Origin of the sequence: Acinetobacter sp. 1130196 (genome assembly GCF_000588095.1) — a bacterium.
In the GTDB taxonomy this organism is placed as follows: domain Bacteria; phylum Pseudomonadota; class Gammaproteobacteria; order Pseudomonadales; family Moraxellaceae; genus Acinetobacter; species Acinetobacter nosocomialis.
The window spans coordinates 1-26995 of the sequence record NZ_JFWX01000007.1 but is presented as its reverse complement, the minus strand read 5'-3'; the positions used below and the strand labels follow the sequence as shown (position 1 = coordinate 26995).

Sequence of the window (26995 nt, the reverse complement as noted above, 5' to 3'; positions counted from 1 at the left end):
TCTGCGGTGTTTTTTGCAGTCATTACGCTTTTTCCTGAAATGTTTGAAGCGATTACAGCCTACGGGATTAGCGGACGTGCAGCAAAGCGTGACATTGTACAAGTCACTTGTATTAATCCACGTGATTTTGCTGAAGGGAGTTACCGGAGAGTGGATGAACGTCCATTTGGCGGTGGTCCTGGTATGGTAATGATGGCTGAGCCTCTCGCAAAAGCAATTAACCATGCCAAACAACTTGCTTCGCAAGCAGGATGTGTTCATGTACCTGTGGTGTATATGTCTCCACAAGGTAAAACTTTAAATGAACAGGCAGTACAGCAGTTTGTTGATTATGACGGCTTGATTGTATTGTGTGGACGTTATGAAGGCGTCGATGAACGTTTGATCCAGCATTACGTTGATCAGGAATGGTCAATTGGAGATTATGTTTTATCTGGCGGTGAACTACCTGCCATGGTGTTGCTTGATAGTATTATTCGCCGTTTGCCGAATGTAATGTCAGATGAGCAATCAGCGATACAGGATTCTTTTGTAGATGGTCTTTTAGATTGTCCGCAATATACTAAGCCAGACCATTTTGAAGGTTTAGATGTCCCTGAAATTTTAAAATCAGGACATCATGCCAACATTGAAAAGTGGCGTTTTTTGCAGCGATATCAACGGACTTTAGAACGCCGACCAGAGTTGGTAGAAAAAGTAGAGTTGACTAAACAGCAAAAAAAATGGCTAAAAGATATACAAGGGAATAGCGGTAATTCTTAATTGCTATTCTCAAGAACGAAAGTTCTAACATAAGACGAGAAGCAATGCTTCGAGTTAAACCATAAGTCTATTTAAATTTATAGATTTATGTGTAATTAAGGCTCTTTACGATTGTCGTAAAGGGAAAGTTAAACGGGTTGATATGCGTTTTTAGCCTCTATCCCCAGCGGAAAATCAGACCTCTTCTGACTCCGCACATATTGGAGATTCCCACAATGAGTGGTAAACATCCTTTAGTTCAAGCTGTTGAAAATGCACAGTTAAAAACTGACCTTCCTGAATTTGCTCCTGGTGACACAGTAGTTGTTCAAGTTAAAGTAAAAGAAGGTGACCGTGAACGTCTTCAGGCATTTGAAGGTGTTGTTATCGCTAAGAAAAACCGTGGTTTGAACTCTGCGTTCACAGTACGTAAAATTTCTAGCGGTGTTGGTGTTGAGCGTGTATTCCAAACTCACTCACCAGTTGTTGCTAAAATCGAAGTGAAACGTCGTGGTGACGTTCGTCGTGCTAAACTTTACTACCTCCGTGACTTGTCTGGTAAAGCTGCACGTATTCGTGAAAAATTACCAGCTCGTAAAGCGTAAGCTTATACCGAGTAAAAAAATGCGCCTTTTGGCGCATTTTTTTATTTGGAATCATAATCCTTGTAGTTTTAAACGATTAGCATGCTGGCGGTAAACCGACACAGGGTCTGCTGCAAAAATAGAACGTATACCAAGCACTTGGTTGACTTCATCTAAATGGTTCCAGTTATAGTCATCACGAATAGTCTTACCAAACTTGGCACTACATCTAGAAACTAGTCCATCGTTATCTCCCAGTGGGTCAACAACCAAACTACTTCCTGTTAATGCAATATCAAAAGGATCTAATGGATTTGTGAGTGCTTTATTGCCAGAGAATGAATACATATAGATTCCTTTCTCTTGATAAGCACCTTCACCACAAGATGTGGTAGGAACACCCATTGGAAATTGTGCATTAAACTGTGCCGAGCCTTGAGTTGAGAGGCTATGAGCGCCAGCTAAAGAGTCATGCGGATAACTAGTTGGATCTAGCCCTTCTGCCCAAGTAATCGCTGCTGAAAACCAGTTTACTAATGTTGCCAGTCCAGACAGAGGAGTACCCTCAACATTCAGGATGACATCTGCCATTCGAGAACCTTTGTGAGGTGCTCCGATAGTAGTAAGTGAAGCAACTTTCTCTGGCATGATACCAGCGACATAGCGAACTGTTGGTCCCCCGTGACTATGTCCGATTAAGTTGACTTTAGGTTTTCCCGTAATAGCAATAATTTCTTCTACTTGTTGGGCAAGTTGTTCTCCGCGAACTTCGGTTGAGTTAAACGGTGAAACCCTTGTTGCCCAGACATTTCCTCCGTTACGCGCAAGGTCAGGAAGAATCTGATACCAATAATCAAGACCAAGCGTATCTGTCCCAACTCGGCTAAAACCGGCCATACCATGATTAAAAACCAATGGATATTTGGTTTGGGCATAATTCGAGTAGACAAATGAGCTTTTTACTTGCTCTGCATTTGTGGCATGGGTTGCTGAAACACTCAGTCCTGAGAGTATTGCAGCACAGAAAAATATTAAGTTCCTTTTCATTTTTTACTCACTATTTTTATTTTGTATGAGCAGCAGCTGTTACTGCTGGATAAGGTTTGGCTCACTTTGAAATAGAAAAGCCTAATAGTTAAATGGTAGTTCACCTCCTTGGTCATGGACTTTTTCAAAAGTTTGAAGACGAAGTTGTTCCTGTGATGAGCTAAATTGTTGTTGGCGTAGTTGTTGAATTGCTTGATTTTTAGCACTATCACTCATATTGCTATTGAGAACTTCATCACGCTGTTTTAAGAAGCCTGTAACTCGCTGTTGCCAAGCATTACGCTGCGTATCTAAAGTTTCTAATCTTTGTGTTGCCTCAGCTCCTACAAGTGCTGTACGCATTTGACGCAGTTCCTCCGCTGAACCATTGCGAGCTTTAATTTGTTTGGTCAGCGTATGCAAATCATCAAGTTTTGATAGTTCTTGCAGATTTTGTTGCCAGTCTGCTGGTAGCTGTTCAAAGCGTTCTTTCAGCTTTTTAGCTTTTTCAATTTCACTTAAAGATGAATCTTCCAAAATTTTCATGCGATCTAATGTGTAGTTCTGATAGATATCTTCTGTTGAAAAGAGTCCCTCAATTTCAGATGCAGAGAAGAAACGCTTTCTAATATCTTGAATTGAACTAAAGATCTTTTGAAAATAATTTTGATCTTGTTGTTTAGATTGAGGTGGTTGAATTTGTGCAAGCTGCTCACGGTATTTTAAATAACGAGTCCACAAGTCAATAATCTGTGAGCGGGCTGGTTCTAAATACTGATCTTGTATGAATTTCTCAAAATGCGTTTTGACTTGTTGTAAATTAGATTCTCCATACTGTGTAATAAAATATTCAAAACAGTCACGGGTTTGGTTATTTACAACTAAATGTTGAGAACTATCAATTTTTAACTGGCAATTAACTTGAGTATCTTGCTGACTTTTACTTAAGTAAGCATTATCACTTGTTATTGAATTTAAAGGTGTTTGATGAGTAGATGTTAAAGTTTTAGTCTCATCCTGATTGAACCGAGGTGAGCTACTTTTCGAGTCGGGGCTTAGCCAATATACACATGCGATGAGACTCAAAATAAAAAATCCGAGCACACACCACAATATCTTTTTCTGCATCCTTTGCATAAAGATATCTTCCTTAAGTTTTAATTTGTTGTTTTTTTACTTGATCATTAATGTGCCATAAAATAAGTGAAAACGCATCTAAATATTCTGAAAATATCTTGCCGAATTTGCTAACATGTCGGCACTTTTTTCTAGCTTTGTGTTCCAGTAAAAATGACGACAAAAAATCAAAAAATTTCTCGTCGCCATATCAGTGGTGTATTTCTATTAAATAAACCATTAGGGCTCAGTTCAAACGCCGCTTTGCAAAAAGTGCGTTGGCTGTACCGTGCCCAAAAGGCAGGCCATACTGGCGCATTAGATCCATTAGCGACTGGTTTACTTCCTATTTGTCTAGGAGAGGCCACTAAGTTTTCACATTATTTGCTGGACTCGACAAAGCGTTATCAGACGACTGTTCGATTAGGCCAAACTACAACAACAGGCGATGTTGAAGGCGATATTTTACAAGAACGTCCTATTCCTGTTCTTAGCAAAGAGCTTATTGAGCAAACTTTAGAAAAGTTTAGGGGAGATATTCAACAAGTTCCACCGATGTATTCGGCGTTAAAAAAAGAGGGTAAGCCGTTATATGAGCTTGCCAGAAAAGGAATCGAGATTGAACGTGAAGCGCGCCCAGTTACGATTTATGCTTTAGAGCTTATTGAATTTACCGAAAATAGTATCACTCTAGATGTAACCTGTTCTAAAGGAACATATATTCGTGTGCTAGGTGAAGATATTGGTGAGGCACTTAGCTGTGGTGGACATTTGACAATGCTTCACCGTATTCAAACAGGGCATTTTGAGTTAATCCCAAGTTATACCATTGAATATTTAGAAAGCTTAACGGAAGAGCAAAGAGAAACTTTGTTACTACCAGTGTATGCGCCAATTGACCATTTCTTAAAAATTCAGGTTCCTGAAGGAAGGGAAAAATATTTTTGCAATGGTTTAGAAAGCAATATTGATCATTCTGCGGAAGCAGAAGTTTTGGTTTTTTCGGGTGAACGCTGTTTAGGTTTGGCTGAGATTACTGATAAAAAACGGTTGGTACCTAAGCGTATCTTAAATTTGTAGTAGATGTAGAGTATAGAGCATGGGCATGGAATGGGATGTTATCCTTAGTTTGATCTTTTTTGCGTTTACTGCGGGAGCAATTGATGCTGCCGTTGGTGGCGGAGGACTCATCCAGATTCCCGGCATCATGAGTACTTTCCCGTCCATGCAGACTGCAACGGTTATTGGTACAAATAAAGTTTCATCGATTTTTGGTACTGCATCGGCGGCTTATACGTTTGCAAAAAGAGTGAAGTTGCAATGGAAGCTTTTGGCAGTCATTGCCATTTGTGCTCTCATTAGCTCATTTGCTGGCGCAGCGTGCTTATCACTTATTCCACAATCTGTATTACGTCCTTTTGTATTTGTAATGCTGATCGTAATTGCTATTTATACCTTAGTAAAAAAGAACTTTGGTCAAGTTCATACTGAGCAAAAAATTACTACGAAAATGCTAGTTTTAGCAGGTATTGGTAGTTTGGCGATTGGCTTTTACGACGGTATTTTTGGGCCGGGTACGGGTAGTTTCTTTATCTTTTTCTTTATCCGCTTTTTACAAGTCGATTTTTTACATGCTTCAGCATTGTCAAAAATCGGTAACTTCATGACGAATCTTGCTGCGTTGAGTTTTCTGATTCCAACTGGTCACGCTATTTTACATATCGGTTTAATGATGGCAGCTGCAAACGTTATTGGTTCTATTGTTGGGGTGCGTACCGCGCTTAAATACGGTAGTGGTTTTGTCCGTATTATCTTTTTAATTTTGGTGAGTATCTTGATTTGCCGTTTAGGGTATCAAATTTTTGTCACGGGCTAAAATAGTATTGAAAGTATGAGCTGTCTTTGAGTTCGGTTCATACTTTTATGTATCATTTAAAATTCGAAATATAAAAATCATTACAGAAATTTACTAGAAAGAGAACTGTGTAAAAAATAGTCTCATTTTAAGCTACGTAAACAATATAAATTTCAACGTATCATAAACCTTGAAATAAAAAAGATTTTTTAGCTAAAAAATGAGGAAGAGAATGAATATTTTCGAAGCATTAAGAGAAAGCCATGAAAATCAACGTAACCTTTCTGAACAATTAATCCAGACTCATGGTTTAACTGAAGAACGAAAACAATTATTTGATGCATTAAAAAATGAACTCTATGCTCATTCAGTTGCCGAGGACCGTTATTTGTATATCCCTTTAATGTTTGACGATGTGGGTTTGGATATTACTCGACATGCCTTATCTGAACATCATGAAATGGATGAGTTGGTTGAACAGCTTGAAAAAACGGATATGAGTAGCCCAAGCTGGTTGGCCACTGCCAGACAGTTAAGTGAAAAAGTTCATCATCATTTAAAAGAAGAAGAGCATAAATTTTTTCAACAAGCTGGAAAAATTCTTAAAGACAGCGAAAAAGAAACGCTCGGCAATAAATATTTAAAGGAATATAAAAAGTATAAAAAGCAGCAGTAGATTAAACCTATGCAGCTTTTTTAGTACTTCTTAAAGTAACTCCAATCGAGGCCAGCATTACGCAAGCCAAAGCCACCCATTGCAGCATGCTGATTTCTTCGTGAAGTAATAGGAAACCCGTTAATGCTGCCAATGCTGGCGCTAAACTCGTTAGAGTGCCATAAGTTAATTTATTGAGTTGTTTGAGTGCCATTAAGTCGAGTGCATAGGGAATTGCTGTTGCTAAAACAGCGATAAGTAATGCTTTACCCCAGTACTGTGTCTCAAGTAATGCAGGCGCATTATGCCAAATGCCAATTGGTAGTAATGCAAGTGCAGATACGCCGATTCCAATTGTTAATGCATGCATTCCTATATTTTGAGTCACAACTTTATGGCCGAAATAAATATAGAACGCCCAGCAAAGCCCAGCACCTAGAGCACATGCTGCACCTATATATGAGAAATGGTGCTGAACTGGGTTTTGCCAAGGTACCATAAGTGCAATACCTAACATGGCAAGCGCTACCCAAATGTAGTCGCTCTTTTGTTTAATCGAAAGAAGCGCAAGACCTAATGGACCAATAAACTCTAATCCAACAGCAATCCCTTGGGGTAATTTTCCAAGCGACGTATAAAATAAAATATTCATTAACCCTAAAGATGCACAGTACATCAATAAATCACGCCATTTTAAGTAGGGTAAGCGCGACCAGATTTTCCAAGAGCGAAACATGACCGCAACAATAACTGTGGCAAAACATAACCTTAAGATAGTAACGGTAAGGGGGTCCAAAGCTGCAATAAGTTGCTTAGCAAATGAGGCGCTGATTTGATATGAGACCATCGACAAAATCATGTATAGCACAGCAATAATTGAAAGATTTTGCATGGACTTACCTTAACGCTTCATTTGATATTTAAAAAATAAGAGTGATTAATTATAGCCAATATTGTGTTTTAACCAGCAGGTTTTATAGCGTTAACCTGCTGTTTTTTCACGTTGTTGACGAGCTTTTTGGGTCGTTATGGTACAACCGACGGAAGCTGTAATAATTGTTGCGAGCGCTAACCATTGGTTCCATAACAGATATTCGCCTAAAAATATAAAGCCAGAAAGGGCTGCAACTGCAGGTTCTAGGCTCATCAATGTTCCAAAGCTTAGAGGGGTTAAATTGCGTAGTGCTAACATTTCTAAAGAAAACGGAAGCGCACTGGCCAAAATTGCTAAACCAATAAAATAAAAAAGATAGGGCAGCTCTATAACTTGAGCAATTGAGCCTGAAAAAAATGTAATTGGTAAAAGTATGCAAGCACCTATAGCCATACCCAAACAAACGGTGTGATTACCTGAAATTCCAGAAGGTTTTTGTCCTGCAATAATATAAAGTGCCCAACATGTGCCCGCACTCATTGCAAATAAAACGCCGATCCAATCCAAGCTATGAGCTTGATTAAAAGGAAATAATAAAATGAGTCCAAGAATTGCGAAAGTGACCCATACAAAATCATATTTTTGGCGAGCATGATATAAAGCCACGCTTAATGGGCCAATAAATTCAAATGCAACTGCAATACCGATCGGCAAACGTTCAAGAGATAAATAGAAAAGAGCATTCATGCCTGCAAGAGCAAAGCCATAAGCTAAAATCGCTTTCCATCGAACCTGACTAAAATTAATTCGCCAGATTTTAAAAATAAAAGCCAGAATACACGCTCCAATACATAAACGCATTGCAGACACTGTTAAAACGGGAAAGCTCTGAAATAAAACTTTAGCTAACGATGCGCTACTTTGGACGCTCAACATAGCAAGAATAAGGAAGCCCAAAGCATGGAGCTGGGATTTCTGGCTTGGACTGGACATTTTATTATTTGATCAATTGGTATACTTTTCACATGATAATGTAAATGCCCATAAAAAAGCCACAGACAATGCTGTGGCTTTTAAATTTACAGTTCGAATTAGAACAATACGCGTACGCGAATTGTGCCTTCAACTTCGTGTAATGTATCTAAAGCTTCTTGAGATGCAGAAGCGTCAACATCCATAATGAGATAACCAATGTCACCTTTAGTCATAAGAGACTGACCAGAAATGTTGATGCCTTGTTCAGCAAACAAGTTGTTGATTTTAGACAATACACCCGGTACGTTTTTATGGATGTGTAGTAAACGGTGTTGACCCGCCGTTAATGGCAATGCGATTTCTGGGAAGTTTACCGCAGAAAGTGTCATACCCTTGTCAGAGTAAGCAACGAATTTCTCTGCTACTTCTAAACCGATGTTTGCTTGAGCTTCCATCGTTGAACCACCAACGTGAGGAGTCAAGATCACGTTGTCTAAACCACGAAGTGGAGACTGGAATTCTTCGCCATTTGCTTTTGGTTCTTTAGGGAATACGTCAACCGCTGCACCAGCAAGGTGACCAGATTTGATTGCATCAGCTAAATCTTCGATGACTACACATGTACCACGTGCAGCATTTAAGAAGATTGCGCCTTCTTTCATTTTTGCAAATTGTTCTTTAGTAAAGAAGTTACGTGTAGACGGAACATCTGGTACATGCAAAGTCACAACATCAGCAGTTGCTAAAAGTTCATCTAAAGAACCAACTTGGCGAGCATTACCCATTGGTAACTTAGTGACTGCATCATAATAAATAACATGCATACCCATGCTTTCAGCAAGAACTGAAAGTTGAGAACCGATGGAACCGTAACCCACAATACCTAAAGTTTTGCCACGTGTTTCAAAAGAACCCACAGCAGATTTGTCCCAACCACCACGATGACAAGCCGCTGACTTTTCAGGAACACGGCGAAGAAGAAGAATTGTTTCAGCAAGTACAAGCTCTGCTACCGAACGCGTATTTGAATACGGTGCGTTGAATACAGGAATACCACGTGCCATTGCTGCTTTAAGATCAACTTGGTTTGTTCCGATACAGAAACAACCTACTGCGATCAATTTATTTGCAGCTTCGAAAACTTCTTCAGTCAATTGGGTACGCGAACGAATACCAATAAAGTGAGCATCTTTAATTGCTTCTTTAAGCGCTTCGCCTTCAAGAGCAGTTTTACGATAGTCAATATTGGTGTAACCCGCAGCGTTTAAAGTATCGACTGCGTTTTGGTGAACGCCTTCTAACAAAAGGAAACGGATTTTATCTTTAGGTAGTGAAAGATGTTGGCTCATTACGGCTCCGCTACAAAGGCCAAATTTGGTGGCGGTATAATAACATACTGGGCAGCGCTATAGATATTTCGTTTATACCATCGCCTTATGGCAATTTTATCTATGTCTAATCACTTCTGTTTATGGCTTTCCGAGCGCTATGAAATATGCTTAGTATTCTTGAGGGCTTAGATTTTCCTTTAGAGCCTTATAAAAACACATTTATTGGTTTTAAACATGTTTTGTAGTGACAGTATCTCTATTATGAACTTTATCGCTTGTGCGGTTACATGTAGAATATAGAAGTTCCTTGAACATTATGGCTTTGCTCAGGTGAAAACCTTGAGAATATTAGGTCATAGTCCCACCACAGTTTACTTCTTGCTAGGTCTGCAAACGATGAATGCTCCAGTCGCTTTAACACCTGAGTTACTCACCCAATTAACAGCAATCGTTGGTGAAAACCGTATTAAAACCGATGCTGATAGTCTCGAAAACTGGGGTAAAGATCATACCAAGCATTTTAATCCGAACCCATCGGTCATCGTTTTTCCATCAACGACTGAACAAGTTCAGGCAGTTGTAAAACTTGCGAACCAGTTTAATGTCGCGATTACGCCATCTGGTGGCCGTACTGGTCTCTCTGCTGGCGCAGTAGCAACCAATGGTGAAATTGTCATTAGTATGGACAAAATGAACCAGATTCTTGAGTTCTTCCCGGCAGACCGTATGGTGCGTGTTCAAGCTGGTGTTGTGACTGAACAATTGCAGAATTATGCAGAAGAACAAGGTATGTATTATCCGGTTGACTTTGCATCAGCAGGTTCTAGTCAGATTGGCGGTAATATTGGTACCAATGCTGGCGGTATTAAAGTCATTAAATATGGCATGACACGTAACTGGGTGCTTGGTTTAACCGTTGTTACTGGTAAAGGCGACATTTTACGTTTAAACAAAGGCATGGTTAAAAATGCAACTGGTTATGCATTACAGCATTTGTTTATTGGTGGTGAAGGTACATTAGGTTTAGTGACCGAAGCAGAAATTAAACTTGAGCGTCAACCACAAAACTTACAAGTTTTAGTTTTAGGTGTTCCTGATTTTGATGCAGTGATGCCTGTATTACATGCGTTCCAAAAAGACATCGACTTAACAGCATTTGAGTTCTTTGGTGAACTTGCAATGCAAAAAGTTTTAAACAATGGTCATGTACAACGTCCATTTGAAACCGAATGTCCGTTCTATGTATTGCTTGAGTTTGAAGCACCATACGAGCCGATTATCGACAAAGCAATGGAAATTTTCGAGCACTGTATGGAGCAGGGCTGGGTACTTGATGGCGTGATGAGCCAAAGCCTTGACCAAGTAGAGAGTTTATGGCGTTTACGCGAAGATATTTCTGAATCAATTGCACCGTTTATTCCATACAAAAATGATATTTCTGTATTAATTACTCACGTACCTGCATTTATTCGTGAGATTGATGCAATTGTTCAAGAGAACTATCCTGATTTTGAAATTTGCTGGTTCGGTCATATCGGCGACGGTAACTTGCACTTAAATATTTTAAAACCTGAAAACTTAACCAAAGATGAGTTCTTTGCGAAGTGTCAGGTGGTAAATAAATATGTATTTGATACCGTGAAAAAATACGATGGTTCAATCTCTGCTGAGCATGGCGTAGGTATGACGAAAAAGCCATATTTGGAATATTCGCGTTCTCCTGAAGAAATTGAATATATGAAAGCTTTGAAAAAAGTATTTGACCCGAAAGGTATTATGAACCCGGGTAAATTATTTGATCTCTAATGCTTTATTAAATAAAAGAAGTTCTGCTAAAAGCGTATCGTAAGATGCGCTTTTTTATTAATTTTTTATTTCTTGTCCGCTTTCCAACCTGTCAGAATATGATAAATCAACGGTAAAAGACTAAGAGCAAGAAAACTACAAAGCACAATGGCCCATAGAGGTAAATCCCTTGGATTACCTAAAAAGAAATAGGCAAAAATAGAATAAGACAACATCGAAAACATCGCCATTGTTCCAAGTGGAAGCGTGACTTTAAAAATTAACATGCTAGCAAATGTTTTGTAGGGTTCCATGTCGCGCTTTAGACTGTAGGCAATAATCATGAGCAACACATAACCTAAAATAAATAGCATAAATAAAGCGGCTGCAAACAATAGAATTGTTCGCCAGCTCTTTTCTTGCGCTGTGTGATCACCAGATTCATAAACAACAGTAATATGTTCACCAACTACAGGCATATCAACAGAGCGAACTGAATTATCTAAAGTTAGAGTTCTATTTTGATTATCTTTAAATTGAACCTGAGCAGTATGCATGAGTGTTTTAGTTTTATATTTACGCCCATTTGAGTCTGTGCGTTCAGTATCTACCCATTCAGAAGTATAACTCACTACAGTTGCATCGTAAGTTGGTTTGGTTGCTAAGCCGTAGACTGCCTGAGAAACCCAATAAGTAAATGGGAAAAATAAAGCACTAATACTAAAAACCACGGCAAATGAATAAGCAAATTCAAATTTACTACTTTTACGATTTTTAGCTAAACGCTTGACCCAAAACTTGGTGAGTACAAATGACCAAATCATCAAAACTGCAACGACCACCAAGAAAACTTGTCCCGCATAAGTCAGTTGCATAACGATCCTATTTGTTATGTGTATTTGAAGTTAATTTTATCAAACGATTGTCATTAAAGTTGAGTAAGCAAGAACAAATATTTGGTCTGTAAAAGAGTAGGCATACTTACAACTACATAGTTTCTACAGAGTAACCGAGCAAGGCATAGCATCATAAAGCTATGCCTTTTGTTTTGGTGATAAAGATGCAACGTTTATTTTTAATTTCGGCACTTTGTGCTGGACTTTTCACTGGGTGTGCGACGACCAGTAAATTAATTCCATTTGTGGGTTCGGAAACCCCAATGCAACAAGTACTTAAAGCTCAACCTGAGATTGTAAAAGAGCACAATAACACCTCAGTTCAGCAAGTGTTTAACCGTGTAGAGTCTCCGACTGTTTCTCGTATTACGGTCATTCAAACAGGTTTAATGGATGACTCTGTTTTAGCTATTCGTACAGAATATTCATTTAAATTAGTCGATGAAAAGTGGCAATTGCAAAATAAGCAAAAGAGCTACCAATGTGCGAGAGGAAAAAATACTAAAGGTTTCCAAACACAGCTTTGCTCATAAAAATAAAAAGACGATAAATATATCGTCTTTTTTATACCCTTTAAATTATGCGCCACTCTCTAAAATTCTAATTTTGACATCAACGACATCATCTTTGACTGCTTCATGATGCGCTTGCATATGAGGTGTAGCTAAGTGTGCTTCAAGATGAGCCACGCTTTCCCATTTTTCTAACATAACAATCGTGTCAGGCTCTTGAGTCTGGAAGCTCGCATTTGATTTATGGTCAATTAAAGGTTTATAACCATGACAACCTTCTTCTGCTAAAACAGTTGGAATGATTTTCTGAAATGCATCCAATACGTTTTGGCGGTGCTGTCCGCCCGATTGAATACGAATTTCCGCAATAATGGTAAGCATTGTGTTCTCCTTATTAAGCTGCTGCAAATACAGTGTTTAGATGTGCTTTATATTCTTCAACATAACTATCAATGTCAGGCATTTTAATCACATCGTTTACAATGAAAGTTGGCAGAGTGCTCATACCTAAAAACTGATTGGCTTTATGAAATGGTAAATAAACACCATCTACACCAACGCCGTGGAAGAACTGATCCGCATCGTCAAATGCTTCCATCGGTGCATTCCAAGTGAGTGACAGCATATATTTCTTGTCATGAATTAAACCACCTGAACCATATTTTTTTGAGGCATCAGAACGGCTACGACCATCGTTTGCATATAATGAACCGTGACCTGTTGTAAATACATCATCAATATATTTCTTTACAGTCCACGGTGCACCCATCCACCAGCCGGGCATTTGATAAATCACGACATCTGCCCATAAGAATTTTTCTACCTCAGCTTCTGCATTGTAGTCGCTATCTGCACGAGTGACTTGTACGTCATGGCCTAATTCAGTGAGATGGTCCGTTGCCAATGCCGTGAGTGTGTCATTTAATTCACCATTTGAATGCGCAAATTGTTTAGCGCCATTAATGACTAAAATATTGCTCATGGAAGTTTCTCTAATTCAATTCTTAAACTTGAACGATACTTTAGAGAAGATACTCTTAGAGAAAAATGCAGTAATTGGAAAAATATTATTGAGTAAAAATCACTAATATGGACTGGATATATTGTATTTATGCTTTACTTGAAAGATATATTTTACAAAGTTGAACGGAAAAAATTGTTTGTAGCCTTTAGCATCAAGGTGAAGTTGTGGTGGAGTTGAGTATGAAAAAAATTGGTTTACTCATGATGTGTAATTTATTGGTTCTGAGTGCATGTACACCGAATACAAACCCACCTACACCTCAAGCTAATAGTCCGATACAAGCTGTTTTGATCGATCAACCCAACCTTTTAAATAACGCAAGTAATTTAAGTATTTCACAGCAAATGAATGCTTTGGATGATGCTTCTAATGCACAAGTAACTATTTTACAAACTGTGCCTAGTGAAGATGCTATATCAAAAACACGTACTGAATATTTATTAAAACGTGATCAGACCATTTGGAAAATCGTAAATAAAAAGCAAAGCTACCAATGTACAAAAGGGCAGGAAACAACAGATTTCCAAGTTAATCCTTGTCCTTAAGGCTGAATCTTTAGGAGATATGTGGATAACTTTAAGGTTATTCACAATATAAAAGTGGATTGAGGCTAAGCAAAATATAGAATTTAAAATGGTTGAAATTGTCCGATTGCTGATCAATATAAAAAGTGATATTGTGTCATCCGGCAATTAAGCCAAATGGTAAAAATTACCGAATCTCACGTCATACATTTTTTCTTGTCTTAGACACCTTGTGAATACGGTGTTTCACATTCTAAACATGCACTCTCACGGCATATAACAGCTTAACTAAAGATTGACTGACCATACTGTCATCGTCATGACTACATTATTTATTTCAATATGTAGTTGCTGAGACATTTTGGCCGCTATTTTGAAGTGTACAACTCATGAATAATATTCAAACGACAGCGTTGAACCGTACAACGTTGATGTTTCCTTTAGCTTTAGTGCTATTTGAATTTGCGGTTTATATTGGTAATGACCTGATTCAGCCAGCTATGTTGGCAATTACTGAAGATTTTGGTGTGAGTGCAACTTGGGCACCGTCTTCAATGTCATTTTATTTATTAGGTGGTGCATCTGTTGCATGGTTACTTGGGCCTTTATCAGACCGATTGGGCCGTAAGAAAGTTCTTTTAACTGGTGTATTATTTTTTGCCTTATGTTGTTTTTTAATTTTATTAACAAAACAAATCGAACACTTTCTGACGCTACGTTTTCTACAAGGTATTGGGCTAAGTGTAATTTCAGCAGTCGGATATGCGGCAATTCAAGAAAATTTTGCCGAACGTGATGCAATTAAAGTCATGGCACTCATGGCAAACATCTCATTGCTTGCGCCCTTGCTAGGACCTGTACTTGGAGCTTTCTTAATTGATTATGTATCTTGGCACTGGGGTTTTGTGGCAATTGCTTTACTTGCACTGCTGAGTTGGGTTGGCTTAAAGAAACAAATGCCGAGTCAGAAGGTAAGTGTGACCAAACAGCCTTTTAGTTATCTTTTTGATGACTTTAAAAAAGTATTTAGCAATCGGCAATTCCTTGGTTTAACGCTAGCCTTACCGCTTGTCGGTATGCCGCTTATGCTTTGGATTGCATTATCGCCAATTATTTTGGTCGATGAGCTCAAGCTAACGAGTGTGCAATATGGATTAGCTCAATTCCCAGTATTTTTAGGTTTAATTGTAGGTAACATCGTTTTAATTAAAATTATTGACCGTTTGGCTTTAGGTAAAACAGTCCTGATTGGTTTACCAATTATGCTCACTGGTACAGTCATTTTAATATTAGGTGTTGTTTGGCAAACCTATTTAATTCCTTGTTTACTTACAGGAATGACACTCATTTGTTTTGGTGAAGGAATTAGTTTCTCAGTGTTGTATCGCTTTGCACTGATGTCATCTGAAGTGTCGAAAGGAACTGTAGCTGCTGCTGTTTCAATGCTATTAATGACGAGCTTTTTTGCAATGATTGAGCTGGTACGTTATCTCTATACTCAATTTCACTTATGGGCTTTCGTGCTATCTGCTTTTGCATTTATCGCACTGTGGTTTACTCAACCACGCTTGGCTTTAAAAGGGGAAATGCAGGAAAGAGTTGCACAAAATTTACATTAAAAAAATACCGGAATTTATATTCCGGTATTTTTTATTCTACTTAATTTCTTGTTCTAAAAGTTTGCCTTTAAGAGTCAACAACTCAGGCAAGGTTTCTAATAGTAAGCTCATTTGTTTTAACACGAGCGTGTAGCTTTCTGAAAAGTCTTCATGAGTTGTTAAGCTTTGAATTTGCTTTAAAGTTTGCTCAATAAAATTCAAGTCAACAGAAACTTGTTCAAATAAACTTTGGTTAAGAATTTGCTGGCAATCCAGTAAAAGCTGTAATACCTGTTGATCTTCAATTTTTTGTCTTTGGCTACCTAATGCTGCGACATAACTCAACTGGCTATGACTATAAACTAAATAACGAAAGGCGTAATGAATCAGCTCTGGTTTTGGGTTGGGCTCAGCACTTAAGCTCGAAATCATATTCGAGAGCTCAATTTGTGCATTATGTGCAGCACGGCGAATTCTACGATATTCAATGTCCTGATTTTTACCATGCTGGTATTGCTCAACAATCACATTGAAGTAATCCAGTGTGGCTTGGCTACTTTTTTTAATATTGTTTGGAATATTACGAAAGTTCCAGTCTGGCCATATAAAATTAACAGCAAGCCATGCAATAAAGCAGCCTAATAAGGTGTCGATTAGACGAGGTAAAATAATACTGAAACCTGCACCTTTTAAGTTGAAAATGAGCAATACCATTAAGGTTGCCATCAGTGTTGCCAACGCATATTTCTTCTGGCGAAAGTAGAAAAAGCTAACTCCACAAATAATAGTGAGAATGAGTTGACCTTCAATGCTTGGAACAAAATACAAAATAGGAATACCCCATAAAACGCCAAGTAAGGTTCCAATTGTTCTAAGCTTTAAACGGCTTTTGGTTGCAAAGTAAGTAATTTGGCAAACAAATAAACTAGTGAGTAAAATCCAGTAGCCATGTTGGGCAAAAGGTAATAGAGAAATTGCGTAACCCGCAGCAAACACAACCGCAATTCGTATTGCATGTCTAAATAGGGCAGATTGTGGTGTTAGTTGCTGCCGAATTTTTAATACAAGATCAGAAAAACCTTGAATATCATCATCTAGTAAATTGAGGTGTTCTTGTTTGTTTTGACTTAGCGTTTCATTAAATGGCTGCGTATATTGAAGCTGTTCAAATTGTTCATGCATGCCTTTTAAATTATTAAAAATCAATTTTAGATTTTTAACTTCAAAATTTTGCGGGTGTTGTTGTATCCAGTCTTTTAAAGAACTTTCCAGATGGTTTAAAACAATTTGTCCTTCTTGAGAAGACTGATATTGCTGATTATGCAAAATACATTGGGCTAAATCGTGGCAAGCTTGGGCCTGTAGACGCAGATTTTTTTGAAAACGGAAAATAAGATCACTACGGCTAAAGTTTTGTTGAATATGTTCGTAGTGTAGATAATTAGAAGTCGCTTGTTCATGTATATCGCGGGCAAAAAAGTACAGATTTAACCAGTAAATACTTTTATTACTGACTCGTGATGCCTTAAGACGAGTTAGCAGGGAACTACGTATTTGGTTAAGACTTTGCGCGACTTGCGTATTTTGGAGTGATAATTCAAATAAAAGCTGTTCAACATTTTCTTTATTATCAGGATCGAACAAGCGTGCTTTAGCTTGAAGTAAGGCAGAGATTTCTTCAAAAATTTGCGAAAGCTTATCTTGTAAAGGAAGGGTTGGTTTTAAAAGAAAAAATAAAATAGAAGTTAGACCGTACCACAGTGCGCCATAGACAAAATAAGTAGGCTGTTGATACCAGTGAGCATATTCTCCTAAACCAAACATGCTATAAATTGAAAGTAAAATTGTACCAAAAGAAATGGTAGCGTAGCGCTGACCTAAGGCGCCCAATAAAATGAAACAAGCACTTGAAATTGAAAGATATAAAATAAATAAAAGTTTATAGGGTGCTAAAAATCCAAGAATAGTGCTGACAGTAAAAAAGAGTAGGCAGACATACAGTAAGTTGCGTAAACGAAGACTTAAGCGATCATCAAAATCTGTTAGTGCTGCGGCAATCGCACCTAACGTTACAGGAACAATGAGTTCGTTATGACCCAACCACAGTAAGCCTAAAGTTGTGCCTGTGAGTACAATTAAAATTTGCAGGCAGTAAATTAAAATTGAATTCGCTTTAAAACGATTAAATATTTGAGTCAAATAATTCACGGCTTTTTTTCTAAATGAGAGGGTACGTGATAAGGGATATTTAAATTTTTATTACTTGAAAAATATTATGCGTTTTATTTAAAAAAGTCAGTTTGTTTTTAAGATTTTATAATAATTAATTTGTCTAAACTGCTTAATAAAATAACAAAATTGTGGATATCTTTTTAGATACCCACAATTTAAAAAATAACAAATTATTGAATTACGCCACAGGCAATTCGTGCTCCGCCACCGCCTAAAGGTAGAGGAGAATCTGAATAGTTATCACCGCCCGCATGAATCATGATTGCGCGACCTTGAATGTCAGCAAGTTTTAAACGTGGCGCAATAACAGCGGTGGTAGCAACACCGGTGCTGTCGACGACTAATGCTGGTAAGTCGCCCAAGTGCCCGTTAGTTGGCGTACCATGATGTGGTGCTTGATTAGGATTATAATGACTACCTGCAGCTAAAGCAGCACCTTGTTTTCCATCTTTAACAGCAGGAGCACACGATGCATTTTCATGAATATGGAAACCACGAGTACCGCTTGGTAAATCTGCTAAAGCAGGGGTAATAATTAAGCCTTTATCACTGTCTTGAAAGCTAATCGTCCCTATTTTTTTACCAATCCCATTAGCTGTGACTTCATTTACATCGACTACTTTTTTGGTATGCATTGTCGTTAATGCATGAGTCGTATCAGATACTGTTTTGCTTACCGTACTACAACCAACTGTTAATAAAGCTGTTAGTGCACATACTGCACTCATTTTATTTAATACTGGCATTATTAGATGTCCTTATAGATATAAATCTGATTTTTTTATTCAAGCAAAGGCCTGTAAACCCTACAAGTTAATTTAAATAGTCACTTTGTATCCTGAAACATTTTTAAATCATTGGCTTAATTTTTAGATGGTGGTAAATCATCATCCGAATCATAAATCATGGTCGTTTTGGGCATGGGTTCAGGATCAATCGTTTCATGAAGCCATTCACGCCAAATCGCTAATAAAACAGCTAAAATAACAGGGCCAATAAATAAACCGACTAAACCAAAACTCGCAATACCACCCAATACACCAAACATAATCAGTAAAAACGGAATTTGAGTTGCACCAGAAATTACAAGTGGGCGAATCACATTGTCTGAGCTACTTACAATAAGAACACCCCATAAAACCACGCCAATGGCTTCCATGGTTTGCCCTTGTGAAAACAGCCATAGACCAACACCTAAATAGGAAACAGGGGTACCGAAGGGAATGAGTGCTAATAAGAACGTCGCAATCGTGAGCACCATTGGATTGGGTACACCAGCGACGAAATAACTCAATCCAGCAAGTACTGCTTGAGCAATTGCAGTTAAACCGACACCATAGACAACGGCACGGGTTGTTTCTGAAATTGTATCTAGATAATGGTGAATACGTAGGCCAATCACCATTTCTAAGGCTTTACTCACTTGAGTTAAGATCGTGTGACCGTCACGGTAAAAGAAGAAAAGACTTAAAATTGCAAAACCAAGTTTGACGAGATTTTTACTAATTTCATTGATTAAAACTCGCCCATAACTTAAATGGCTTTGTATCCAAGCTGCAATACTCTGAATCGTACTATTTGGGTCGGTGTTTATATCATTTAGTGTTCTAGTTATTTCTTTGCCAATAAAAGGAAGATTTTTAATGAAATCAGGTACGCTTAAATGACCAGAAAAAACCTGACGCTGTAAATCAAGATAGAGATTGCGACCTTCATGTTGCAAAATAAAAATAGCACAGATTAGGGGTACACCAACAACTAAAATAACAAAGCTAATCATGACTGTGGCATTTAAATTATTACGGTTTTCGCCAAAAAAACGCTGAATTCTTAAATAAATTGGCCAAGTCATGTAAGCGATAATCGCAGCCCAAACTACAGGTACAATAAAGTACTTCAGGATGTTAAATCCTAAAAATAACAGGATGAAAAACAGCCCAAACAATAAAACGCGCTGTAAAGTAGGAGCGTATGGATGCACGAACAAAAATTCTCTAATTATTTAAATAGAATGGGGTCATATTAACTGAAAAATGACCTGAGGCAAATTTTAGGCAGAAATGCTGATCTATACATTCCTGCTCAATAAAAATGAAAAAGTTATTTTTAAAACCACTCGGACTTATCTTCGATTAGTTTATTTAAAAGTGGCTGCCACTGGCTTTGGATTGCAATAAAGTTTTTTTGTGGTTTATCAAACACACTCAAACCTTGCATTGCTAAACTGCCATAAGCACTACGCTCTGCAATCCATGCAATCGGTTCATGTTCGATTTTTTCAAAAAATTGCTGAATATCTTTTGAGCTAGCATTATTCGGTTTAACACGATTTGCAAGCAGTAAAATTTGTACTTTTCCTTTGCGAATACGTTTAATATCCTGCAAATGCTTGAGAAAACGACGTGTACTGTCGATATCAAAAAATGAAGGTTGAAGTGGTGTAATAATCGCATGAGCTTCGCTGACTAATTGTTCAGCATGGTCGCCTGAAAGAGCGCCGGGTGCATCAATAATTAAATAATCTAAATTTTTAGGTGCATCACCAATAGATTTTTCTTGGCGCCAATCAAGGCTTTGAATTGCAGCTACATTTTCTGGACGTTGCTTTAACCATTGTAAGGAAGATTTCTGGTTATCAGAGTCCGCTAAAGCTACTTTATATCCTTTTTGTGCCAAAGCTGTTGCCAACGTAATGGCTGTCATGGTTTTTCCGCATCCACCTTTTTGATTTGCAATAAGTATCGTTTTCATAAATTCAGTTATATTCAGCAGCACACTTGTTCTGCTTATACCTTAGCATCTTTTTATGAGAAGTAGATGACTGCCTTTGACAAAAGTTTAAGCTAGTTCGTAATTTTAGATATGATTGCTCATCTACCGTGATGATATGTATTTATTAAGGAAAATTTATGTCCGTATGGCTGGCCATGCTTATAGGTGCTGGTATTGGTATTATTATCACAACGCTTGTTTTATCAAATACCCGTAATGGTCGAATCAAGGCTGAATACGAGCAATACATTGCAGAGTTAGAGCTTGAGCATCAACAGGCCCTTGCTCAGGCACAAAAGCGGAGTGTGAATACAAGCCGCGCTGTATTAAAAGGTAAAATGGCAGAACAATTTGCTCCGATTTTACCTGAGTTTCAATACTTACCAAGTGATGCCAAATTTTTGGGTGACCCGGTTGATTATGTTATTTTTGATGGCTATACCGATTTTAGAGATGGAGATGGAACTGCCGAGGATATCCAGATTATCTTGCTTGATATTAAAAGTGGGGGAGCTCGTCTAACCAAAGGACAGCAAGCAATTGCTCAAGCAATAAAAGAAGGAAAGGTACGCTTTGAAACGTTGCGAATTGATTTTGAAGATTAACAATCAATTTAATTAAGCACAAAAATAGACGAAATTGATCTGTATTGTTACTAAATACCGATATTTTTTTCATCGCTTAGAGCTACTATAAATTAGAGATCTGCTGCATTTGATCTAGTAATATTTGAGGTATAAAGCGATGAAAAAACAACATGTAATGTTAGGCTTATTGGCCTCTTTATGTATCAGCTCAGCTTTTGCTTCGACGGCCTCTACTTCTGGTGAATATAATATTGCAAATGGTTTGTTACCGATTGAAAAAGATCAGTCAATTTCTGTGTTACAGCCATTTCAAGGCAATTTTAGAATTTTAGGTTCAAAAATTTATAAAAATGATGAACAAGCTAAGTTCTCACCGATCGATTATGCGGTAAGTTGGGGGCTATTTGCTCAACCAGATATTGCTCGTACCATTTCAGTTAAACAGTATGACCGCTATTTGAACTGGAAAATGAGTAAGCTTCCTGTACCTGCTGAGCAAGCGATGCAAATGGTGTCTAATATGCACATCATTCCTGCGAGTCCTCAAATTGCTCAACAAATTAAACAAGTTAAGCGCGGTGACTTGGTATACCTCAAAGGTGAATTGGTCGAAATTAAAGATAAAAATTTAGTTTGGCGATCATCTTTAACCTCAAGTGATACAGGTGATGGTGCTTGTGAGTTATTTCGTGTTCAATCGATTCATTGGGTTGAAAAACAAAATATATAAATTAAAAAGCCTTCTTGTTCAGAAGGCTTTTTATTGCACACTATAAAATTAATGCTGCTGTGAAGCTTTCCAGTATTTCAACTGATTCTGAGCTTGTAAGTAGTCAGCAAGTTGATTGACTTGTTCATCTTTATTGGCCTGTTTATCACTGATATGTTTTTCTTGATTTTCCCAATATTGATAAAGTAAGCCTTGAATATAGCGACCTTGTTCAGTTTTTAAGTCGAGGTCTTTTAACATGGTCAATGCTGAGCGAACATTATCAAGTGTACGTTTTTGTTCAAACTCTGTGGTAAGTGTACCTGCTGCATGCATTTTTTCTAGTTCAGTTTCCATTTCATCGCTCATTTCAGTAAAGCGACGGTCATAGTCTTCTAATAAAGCAATGTCATGCGCATCGTCAGCAGTGGCTGCGAACTTTTTAACAGGTCTTTCATTGAGCTTTTCCATCACCTGATCGGTAGATGAATTTGTCTGATGTTGTTCGGTCTTTGCTGGTTCATCTGCTTTTTTACAAGCAGTCAATAATAGGCTAGAGCTGAGCAAAGACATTAAAATGATATGAGGCGTTTTTTTAAACATAGCTTTCAACCGAACCTATTCTCTATGATTTGACGACGTACTTTTCTGAAAGTGATATGCATATGTGACATATGGAAAATCAATCTGATCTTGTGGGCCTAGCCCTGTAAAATCATAAACAATTTTTTCAAATTGAGCTTTGAGCTGTAATTGATCTTTTTCAGTCATTGCTGCAATAAAACTTGTAGAGAGTAATCTTTTACTCACCACTTGTTCGACAGTACCATGCTGTGATTGCGAAAAAGTTTCTAATCTGTCAAAACTAAATAGATTTTGGTTTTCAAAAACCTTTTTCCACTTTTCACTATGGTAACGCGGTGTATCGCCTTCAAGAGGTAGTAAAAAATCGGCTAAGGCTTTCACCCAGTCTGTACGCTCATCACGCTGATTCCAAACGAGACCTAAATGTCCTTGCGGTTTTAATATTCGATGGATTTCGGTCAGTGTTTCCATGTTGTCGAACCAATGGAAAGATTGAGCGCAAATGACCGCATCAATTTGTTGATCATTTACCGGAATAGCATGGCTAAATGCCTGTAAAGTTTTAATATCAGTATAGGCTTGCTGAAGCTGTTGTAACATCTCGCCAATTGGCTCTACTGCAATAATATTGGCACGTGTTTGTTTTAAGTAGGGTAAGAATTTGCCAGTACCTGAGCCAAGATCAATAACAGTAGAATTTTCATGTATTTGGAGACGTTCTTGCAGCCAACTGACTATTTCTGCTGGATAATTCGGCCTAACTTGCTGATAAAGCTCCGCAGCGGAGCTGAATCCTTTTTGAGCGGCAGGATGTAAGGATTGTGTCATATTTTGCGCTTTTTAATCTGACTGGCATCTATAAAATAAGATACTCCGCAATCATAAATTGGCAAAACACCTATTTTGTTTCATTTTTGACGATGTATGTGGGAGTAAATTTTCTTTCGGTGTGAGCATGGATAAGCAAATTATTTTTGAAGACGAACACATTAGAGCCATTTTTTTACAAGGCGATTCTAATACATTAGTTCTCTCTTTTGGCGATTTGATTACCCGAGCGAGTGGCTTATCTATCAATGCTGAAAAGTCTCTAATAAAGTACCAATACAATGTTATTGGGATTATGCCAAAACAAAAATCATGGTTCCCAAAAGCCAGTATGGTTGAAATGGCTAAAGCCATTTTGCCTGTTATTCAGCGTTTTAAAAATATTGTAGGTTATGGCGGCTCAATGGGCGGCTATGCAGCAATCAAGTATTCGAACTTATTAAATATGAATCGAATCATTGCATTTGTTCCTCAATATTCAATTGACCCTGAACAGGTTGAAGACCGCCGCTATGCTGAATTCTTTGATGCTGTTGCAAATAAAGATATGCAAATTCAGTTGCAAGATGTAGATGCAAGTCGTGAATATATTATTGTTTATGATCCTTACTTTGTTGTCGATCGCGAACATTACTTAAAAATAAAAGAGCTATTGCCAAGTTTACATACGATTCATTTACCTTTTACAGGGCATGAAGCTTTATCTGTATTGGCGAGTTCAAGTCTTTTACATGATTTTATTGAACATGAATTTGATGAAACGTATTTCTATCAACACGTTCGTAAAATCAAAAAACAAAGTAAATTCTATTATCGTAATGTACTTGCCAATGTGCTGACATATCATGACAGCATGTTATTGAAAATTTTACGACAAAATGATTTTCAATTAGATGAGCGTTATTTAGATACCCCGCTCAAGCAAGCCATTACACGTAGTCTTGTAAAAACAAAGCAGGCGACTGAGCACGACTTCCAAAAGCTTGGAATTAAAATTCAGTACATCCAGCAAGCTGCAAGCTATAAAAAAGGTTTGCAGACTCACTCTGGTACAGTCTTGGTATTCAATTTAATTAATTTGAAACTTGAAAGCTATGCTGTAGATGTGCTGCTCGCAAATACATCATATCTGATTCCGATCGTGGCAGAGCAGACTGGAGTTGCACACATTGAATTAAATAATGAAATTTATTTGTTAGGTATGAATGACCGAAAAATTATTAAATTATTTAAACAAGGTGACGCATTAAGCTCGGATATGAGTCCGTTTGTCATTAAACAATATTCTGATTTTTTTGCATTGAGCTACAAGCAATTCAATTTAGATTGTGATGAACAAGGCGTTTGTGACTACATTGAAGGTTCAGTTCAACCATCGCAACAATTTGTACTGACCAGTTATTAATTTTAATTTACTGATTAAATAAAGTCCAAATCTTCAAATTTGGGCTTTATTTTTTGCTCAAAAAATATTTTTTTATTAATTTATTTGTATATAAAATCAAAAGTCATTATTTAAATAAATAATGCGATTAATTTTTAAATAAAGATAGAGCTAAAAGTAGCCATGATAAATTAAGCGAAAAATTATTATATTTAAAAATTAATGGTTTTTAGTTTTATATAAATTAAAGAAATATTGTTGGGTTGTTTAAAATACAATGATTGCTTTGGAGTCTATTAATTAATTGTTTTTTATTGCAATTTTATTTGTTTTGAGAAGGTGTGCTTAAAATAGCTTCACTATTCAAAGATAATTGCATATTTATTTTTTTCTCCTAAAATGATTTTTTACTAAATTGTCGTTACAGTTTTTTTATATGCAATCATTAAATTATCGGAATAATGATGCATCGCAACATGGAAGTTCTGCACCTTTGAAACGAGCAATGAGTACTCGACATTTGGTGATGATCTCCCTTGGCGGTGCCATAGGTACAGGTCTTTTTTTAGGGTCTGGCGACGTAATTGCTCAAGCTGGCCCAATTGGCGCAATTATCTCTTATTTCTTGGGCGGTTTGATTGCCTACACCGTTATGCTCTGTCTTGGTGAGCTAGCGGTTCATGTGCCTGAATCGGGCTCTTTCGGTGAATACGCACGACGCTATATTGGTCCAGGCACAGGTTATATGATTACCTGGCTATATTGGTTGACTTGGACTGCCACTTTAGGAACTGAATTTACTGCCGCAGCTTTGCTGGTTAAGGAATGGTTTCCATCTACTTCTGTTTGGGCGTGGACTTTGTTTTTTGGTGGTCTTGTCTTTTTCCTTAATATTAGTTCAACGCGTTTATTTGCTGAATCTGAGTTCTGGCTTGCTCTGATTAAAGTTATAACAATTATTGTATTTATTACTTTGGGTTTATTGGCAATTTTTGGTTTTATTCCTTATCACGGACATGAAACAGCGCCGTTATTCAGCAATTTAACGGCTCAAGGTTGGTTCCCGCACGGTTTATTCCCAATTTTCACAACCATGCTCATTGTAAACTTTGCCTTCTCTGGTACTGAGCTTATTGGAGTTGCTGCAGGTGAGGCGGAGGAACCGGCAAAGACTGTACCTAAGGCAATTAATGCAGCGATTTGGCGTTTGCTCATATTCTTTGTGGGGACAATTGTTGTCATTTGTTCTTTGCTTCCATTTCATCTTGCTGGTCTTAATGCAAATGATGTGAGCAGTAGTCCATTTGTGACAGTATTTAATTATATTGGTATTCCGTATGCAGAAGACATTATCCGCTTCGTAATTATTACGGCGCTGCTTTCAGCTGCCAATTCTGGTTTATTTGCTGCATCACGAATGATGTGGTCGCTTTCAGCAAAAAATCAATTACCTAAAATTTTCGCTAAACTTACACCATCTGGCACACCTATTGTTGCCATTATTGTGACGATGTTTGGTGCTATTCCTGGGTTGCTTTCAGAACAGTTTGCACCAGAAACAATTTTCAAAAATTTGTTAGGTGTTGCTGCCTTTACAATGGTTGTTGTTTGGATTGCCATTTGTATTTCACAATTTAACTTCCGTAGACAATGGTATAAGTCAGGAAAGACAGCAAAAGATTTACGTTTCGCTGCTCCGCTTTTCCCTCTTACTCCAATTGTAGGTGGGCTATTTTGTATAGTTACTTGTATCAGTATGGTGTTTGATCCATCTATGCAGGTTGGATTTATCTGCTGTATTATCTTTATCTTACTGTGTTATATCAGCTATTTTGTCTTTTATCGTAAGAAAGAGAGTGCTCTAAACTAAGCCTATTTACTGCTTAATTTGATTGATAAGAGGTCCCTCATGGGACCTTTTTTTTATGTCTATAAATTGTGCATAGAAGAGTACTTTTATATATTTTTTTTAAAAATGTTTTTTTTATTTTAATAATAAATTCAAATAATGATTCATAAATTAACCATTTATCGGAATGTTATTAATAGCTAATTATTATAAGGGCGAATTCAAACATGAGGTGCGACAGTTTCAAAAGCCATATGATAATCAACAAGCTGAGCAAATTTCTCTAATGGTGTAAGCCAATCTAACGCCTTTCTAGGACGAGTATTCAGTGACATGGCAACTTGATTTAAATAATGCTGATCTGCCTGATTTAAATCAATCCCTTTAGGTAAATATTGCCTAATTAAACCATTCATATTTTCGCATGTGCCTTTTTGCCAAGGTGAATGTGGGTCACAGAAATATACATCTATGCCTAAATCTTCTTCGAGTATTTTATGTTCTGACATCTCGCGTCCACGGTCATAGGTCAACGTTTTACGCAGTTCTGCAG

General features: G+C 37.5%; 28 protein-coding genes. 13 read left to right on the top strand and 15 right to left on the bottom strand.

What is annotated here, in order from left to right; genetic code table 11:
• Positions 1-6: 6 nt before the first annotated feature.
• Together trmD and rplS are read left to right on the top strand one after the other, a co-directional pair.
• Positions 7-762, top strand: a complete 756-nt coding sequence (gene trmD / locus J671_RS09725; RefSeq protein ID WP_002051760.1) for a tRNA (guanosine(37)-N1)-methyltransferase TrmD — start codon at positions 7-9, stop codon at positions 760-762.
• Positions 763-977: 215 nt separating this feature from the next.
• On the top strand, positions 978-1346 hold the full coding sequence (gene rplS, locus J671_RS09720) for a 50S ribosomal protein L19 (protein WP_002051668.1): 369 nt from the start codon (positions 978-980) through the stop codon (positions 1344-1346).
• Positions 1347-1397: 51 nt separating this feature from the next.
• Here the strand turns inward: rplS and J671_RS09715 are convergent, their stop codons facing one another.
• Together J671_RS09715 and J671_RS09710 are read right to left on the bottom strand one after the other, a co-directional pair.
• Positions 1398-2339, bottom strand: coding sequence for a lipase family alpha/beta hydrolase (locus J671_RS09715; RefSeq protein WP_081404862.1), 942 nt, complete (start codon positions 2337-2339; stop codon positions 1398-1400).
• A 114-nt stretch (positions 2340-2453) separates the two neighbouring features.
• Positions 2454-3488 (bottom strand): lipase secretion chaperone, encoded by a 1035-nt coding sequence (locus J671_RS09710; RefSeq protein ID WP_002051740.1) that lies wholly within the window; start codon positions 3486-3488, stop codon positions 2454-2456.
• A gap of 153 nt (positions 3489-3641) precedes the next feature.
• Between J671_RS09710 and truB the strand changes: the two genes are divergently transcribed.
• From truB to J671_RS09695, 3 genes are all read left to right on the top strand, one after another.
• Positions 3642-4547, top strand: coding sequence for a tRNA pseudouridine(55) synthase TruB (truB, locus tag J671_RS09705; RefSeq protein WP_031982099.1), 906 nt, complete (start codon positions 3642-3644; stop codon positions 4545-4547).
• A 19-nt stretch (positions 4548-4566) separates the two neighbouring features.
• On the top strand, positions 4567-5343 hold the full coding sequence (locus J671_RS09700) for a sulfite exporter TauE/SafE family protein (RefSeq protein WP_004711708.1): 777 nt from the start codon (positions 4567-4569) through the stop codon (positions 5341-5343).
• 211 nt (positions 5344-5554) lie between these two features.
• A complete protein-coding gene (locus J671_RS09695) occupies positions 5555-5998 on the top strand; it encodes a hemerythrin domain-containing protein (protein ID WP_002051715.1) in 444 nt (147 codons plus the stop codon).
• A gap of 7 nt (positions 5999-6005) precedes the next feature.
• On the opposite strand, the gene J671_RS09690 is transcribed toward J671_RS09695, so the two are convergent.
• The 3 genes from J671_RS09690 to serA form a co-directional block, all read right to left on the bottom strand.
• The gene (locus tag J671_RS09690; protein ID WP_031982097.1) at positions 6006-6869 is read right to left on the bottom strand and encodes an EamA family transporter; all 864 of its coding nucleotides are present in this window, start codon (positions 6867-6869) and stop codon (positions 6006-6008) included.
• Positions 6870-6959: 90 nt separating this feature from the next.
• A complete protein-coding gene (locus tag J671_RS09685) occupies positions 6960-7844 on the bottom strand; it encodes an EamA family transporter (RefSeq protein ID WP_031982094.1) in 885 nt (294 codons plus the stop codon).
• Between the two features lie 98 nt (positions 7845-7942).
• Positions 7943-9175, bottom strand: coding sequence for a phosphoglycerate dehydrogenase (gene serA / locus J671_RS09680; protein ID WP_002051786.1), 1233 nt, complete (start codon positions 9173-9175; stop codon positions 7943-7945).
• 378 nt (positions 9176-9553) lie between these two features.
• On the opposite strand from serA, the gene J671_RS09675 reads away from it, so the two are divergent.
• Positions 9554-10963 carry an FAD-binding oxidoreductase gene (locus J671_RS09675; RefSeq protein ID WP_002051720.1) on the top strand — a complete coding sequence of 470 codons (1410 nt, stop codon included), beginning with the start codon at positions 9554-9556 and terminating at the stop codon, positions 10961-10963.
• 65 nt (positions 10964-11028) lie between these two features.
• Here the strand turns inward: J671_RS09675 and J671_RS09670 are convergent, their stop codons facing one another.
• Positions 11029-11817, bottom strand: a complete 789-nt coding sequence (locus tag J671_RS09670; protein WP_031982093.1) for a hypothetical protein — start codon at positions 11815-11817, stop codon at positions 11029-11031.
• Positions 11818-12002: 185 nt separating this feature from the next.
• On the opposite strand from J671_RS09670, the gene J671_RS09665 reads away from it, so the two are divergent.
• A complete protein-coding gene (locus tag J671_RS09665) occupies positions 12003-12371 on the top strand; it encodes a hypothetical protein (RefSeq protein WP_031982092.1) in 369 nt (122 codons plus the stop codon).
• Positions 12372-12416: 45 nt separating this feature from the next.
• Here J671_RS09665 and J671_RS09660 read toward each other — a convergent pair whose 3' ends face one another.
• On the bottom strand, positions 12417-12731 hold the full coding sequence (locus tag J671_RS09660; RefSeq protein ID WP_031982091.1) for a putative quinol monooxygenase: 315 nt from the start codon (positions 12729-12731) through the stop codon (positions 12417-12419).
• 13 nt (positions 12732-12744) lie between these two features.
• The gene (locus J671_RS09655; protein WP_002051666.1) at positions 12745-13332 is read right to left on the bottom strand and encodes an NAD(P)H-dependent oxidoreductase; all 588 of its coding nucleotides are present in this window, start codon (positions 13330-13332) and stop codon (positions 12745-12747) included.
• A gap of 221 nt (positions 13333-13553) precedes the next feature.
• Between J671_RS09655 and J671_RS09650 the strand changes: the two genes are divergently transcribed.
• Both J671_RS09650 and J671_RS09645 read left to right on the top strand, forming a co-directional pair.
• Entirely contained in the window at positions 13554-13919 is a 366-nt protein-coding gene (locus J671_RS09650; RefSeq protein ID WP_002051788.1) for a hypothetical protein, read from the top strand.
• A gap of 368 nt (positions 13920-14287) precedes the next feature.
• On the top strand, positions 14288-15517 hold the full coding sequence (locus J671_RS09645; protein WP_031982090.1) for an MFS transporter: 1230 nt from the start codon (positions 14288-14290) through the stop codon (positions 15515-15517).
• A gap of 36 nt (positions 15518-15553) precedes the next feature.
• Here J671_RS09645 and yccS read toward each other — a convergent pair whose 3' ends face one another.
• The 4 genes from yccS to J671_RS09625 form a co-directional block, all read right to left on the bottom strand.
• Positions 15554-17704 carry a YccS family putative transporter gene (yccS, locus tag J671_RS09640; RefSeq protein WP_031982088.1) on the bottom strand — a complete coding sequence of 717 codons (2151 nt, stop codon included), beginning with the start codon at positions 17702-17704 and terminating at the stop codon, positions 15554-15556.
• A 194-nt stretch (positions 17705-17898) separates the two neighbouring features.
• Entirely contained in the window at positions 17899-18474 is a 576-nt protein-coding gene (gene sodC, locus J671_RS09635) for a superoxide dismutase family protein (RefSeq protein WP_022575983.1), read from the bottom strand.
• 116 nt (positions 18475-18590) lie between these two features.
• The gene (locus tag J671_RS09630) at positions 18591-19709 is read right to left on the bottom strand and encodes an AI-2E family transporter (RefSeq protein WP_002048810.1); all 1119 of its coding nucleotides are present in this window, start codon (positions 19707-19709) and stop codon (positions 18591-18593) included.
• A gap of 125 nt (positions 19710-19834) precedes the next feature.
• Positions 19835-20479 carry a ParA family protein gene (locus tag J671_RS09625; protein ID WP_031982086.1) on the bottom strand — a complete coding sequence of 215 codons (645 nt, stop codon included), beginning with the start codon at positions 20477-20479 and terminating at the stop codon, positions 19835-19837.
• Between the two features lie 158 nt (positions 20480-20637).
• On the opposite strand from J671_RS09625, the gene J671_RS09620 reads away from it, so the two are divergent.
• Together J671_RS09620 and J671_RS09615 are read left to right on the top strand one after the other, a co-directional pair.
• Positions 20638-21105, top strand: a complete 468-nt coding sequence (locus J671_RS09620; RefSeq protein WP_031982084.1) for a Holliday junction resolvase-like protein — start codon at positions 20638-20640, stop codon at positions 21103-21105.
• Between the two features lie 139 nt (positions 21106-21244).
• A complete protein-coding gene (locus J671_RS09615; RefSeq protein WP_006580734.1) occupies positions 21245-21817 on the top strand; it encodes a hypothetical protein in 573 nt (190 codons plus the stop codon).
• Positions 21818-21865: 48 nt separating this feature from the next.
• On the opposite strand, the gene J671_RS09610 is transcribed toward J671_RS09615, so the two are convergent.
• Positions 21866-22399: a hypothetical protein gene (locus J671_RS09610; protein ID WP_002048806.1), complete on the bottom strand. Its 534-nt coding sequence runs from the start codon at positions 22397-22399 to the stop codon at positions 21866-21868.
• Between the two features lie 15 nt (positions 22400-22414).
• Positions 22415-23209 (bottom strand): class I SAM-dependent methyltransferase, encoded by a 795-nt coding sequence (locus J671_RS09605; RefSeq protein WP_031982083.1) that lies wholly within the window; start codon positions 23207-23209, stop codon positions 22415-22417.
• A gap of 127 nt (positions 23210-23336) precedes the next feature.
• Between J671_RS09605 and J671_RS09600 the strand changes: the two genes are divergently transcribed.
• Both J671_RS09600 and J671_RS09595 read left to right on the top strand, forming a co-directional pair.
• Complete coding sequence (locus tag J671_RS09600) at positions 23337-24614, top strand: hypothetical protein (protein ID WP_031982082.1); 1278 nt, start codon at positions 23337-23339, stop codon at positions 24612-24614.
• Between the two features lie 415 nt (positions 24615-25029).
• Complete coding sequence (locus J671_RS09595; RefSeq protein ID WP_031982079.1) at positions 25030-26463, top strand: amino acid permease; 1434 nt, start codon at positions 25030-25032, stop codon at positions 26461-26463.
• 200 nt (positions 26464-26663) lie between these two features.
• Here J671_RS09595 and J671_RS25000 read toward each other — a convergent pair.
• A partial coding sequence (locus J671_RS25000) for an IS30 family transposase (protein WP_003123972.1) occupies positions 26664-26995 on the bottom strand: 332 nt, incomplete at its 5' end.

Bases quoted from the DNA above. Each gene is read 5' to 3' on its own strand.
- rplS (WP_002051668.1), top strand. From the start codon at position 978: ATGAGTGGTAAACATCCTTTAGTTCAAGCTGTTGAAAATGCACAGTTA.
- J671_RS09710 (WP_002051740.1), bottom strand. From the start codon at position 3,488: ATGCAAAGGATGCAGAAAAAGATATTGTGGTGTGTGCTCGGATTTTTT.
- truB (WP_031982099.1), top strand. From the start codon at position 3,642: ATGACGACAAAAAATCAAAAAATTTCTCGTCGCCATATCAGTGGTGTA.
- J671_RS09700 (WP_004711708.1), top strand. From the start codon at position 4,567: ATGGGCATGGAATGGGATGTTATCCTTAGTTTGATCTTTTTTGCGTTT.
- J671_RS09695 (WP_002051715.1), top strand. From the start codon at position 5,555: ATGAATATTTTCGAAGCATTAAGAGAAAGCCATGAAAATCAACGTAAC.
- J671_RS09690 (WP_031982097.1), bottom strand. From the start codon at position 6,869: ATGCAAAATCTTTCAATTATTGCTGTGCTATACATGATTTTGTCGATG.
- J671_RS09685 (WP_031982094.1), bottom strand. From the start codon at position 7,844: ATGTCCAGTCCAAGCCAGAAATCCCAGCTCCATGCTTTGGGCTTCCTT.
- serA (WP_002051786.1), bottom strand. From the start codon at position 9,175: ATGAGCCAACATCTTTCACTACCTAAAGATAAAATCCGTTTCCTTTTG.
- J671_RS09675 (WP_002051720.1), top strand. From the start codon at position 9,554: ATGAATGCTCCAGTCGCTTTAACACCTGAGTTACTCACCCAATTAACA.
- J671_RS09670 (WP_031982093.1), bottom strand. From the start codon at position 11,817: ATGCAACTGACTTATGCGGGACAAGTTTTCTTGGTGGTCGTTGCAGTT.
- J671_RS09665 (WP_031982092.1), top strand. From the start codon at position 12,003: ATGCAACGTTTATTTTTAATTTCGGCACTTTGTGCTGGACTTTTCACT.
- J671_RS09660 (WP_031982091.1), bottom strand. From the start codon at position 12,731: ATGCTTACCATTATTGCGGAAATTCGTATTCAATCGGGCGGACAGCAC.
- J671_RS09655 (WP_002051666.1), bottom strand. From the start codon at position 13,332: ATGAGCAATATTTTAGTCATTAATGGCGCTAAACAATTTGCGCATTCA.
- J671_RS09650 (WP_002051788.1), top strand. From the start codon at position 13,554: ATGAAAAAAATTGGTTTACTCATGATGTGTAATTTATTGGTTCTGAGT.
- J671_RS09645 (WP_031982090.1), top strand. From the start codon at position 14,288: ATGAATAATATTCAAACGACAGCGTTGAACCGTACAACGTTGATGTTT.
- sodC (WP_022575983.1), bottom strand. From the start codon at position 18,474: ATGCCAGTATTAAATAAAATGAGTGCAGTATGTGCACTAACAGCTTTA.
- J671_RS09625 (WP_031982086.1), bottom strand. From the start codon at position 20,479: ATGAAAACGATACTTATTGCAAATCAAAAAGGTGGATGCGGAAAAACC.
- J671_RS09620 (WP_031982084.1), top strand. From the start codon at position 20,638: ATGTCCGTATGGCTGGCCATGCTTATAGGTGCTGGTATTGGTATTATT.
- J671_RS09615 (WP_006580734.1), top strand. From the start codon at position 21,245: ATGAAAAAACAACATGTAATGTTAGGCTTATTGGCCTCTTTATGTATC.
- J671_RS09610 (WP_002048806.1), bottom strand. From the start codon at position 22,399: ATGTTTAAAAAAACGCCTCATATCATTTTAATGTCTTTGCTCAGCTCT.
- J671_RS09605 (WP_031982083.1), bottom strand. From the start codon at position 23,209: ATGACACAATCCTTACATCCTGCCGCTCAAAAAGGATTCAGCTCCGCT.
- J671_RS09600 (WP_031982082.1), top strand. From the start codon at position 23,337: ATGGATAAGCAAATTATTTTTGAAGACGAACACATTAGAGCCATTTTT.
- J671_RS09595 (WP_031982079.1), top strand. From the start codon at position 25,030: ATGCAATCATTAAATTATCGGAATAATGATGCATCGCAACATGGAAGT.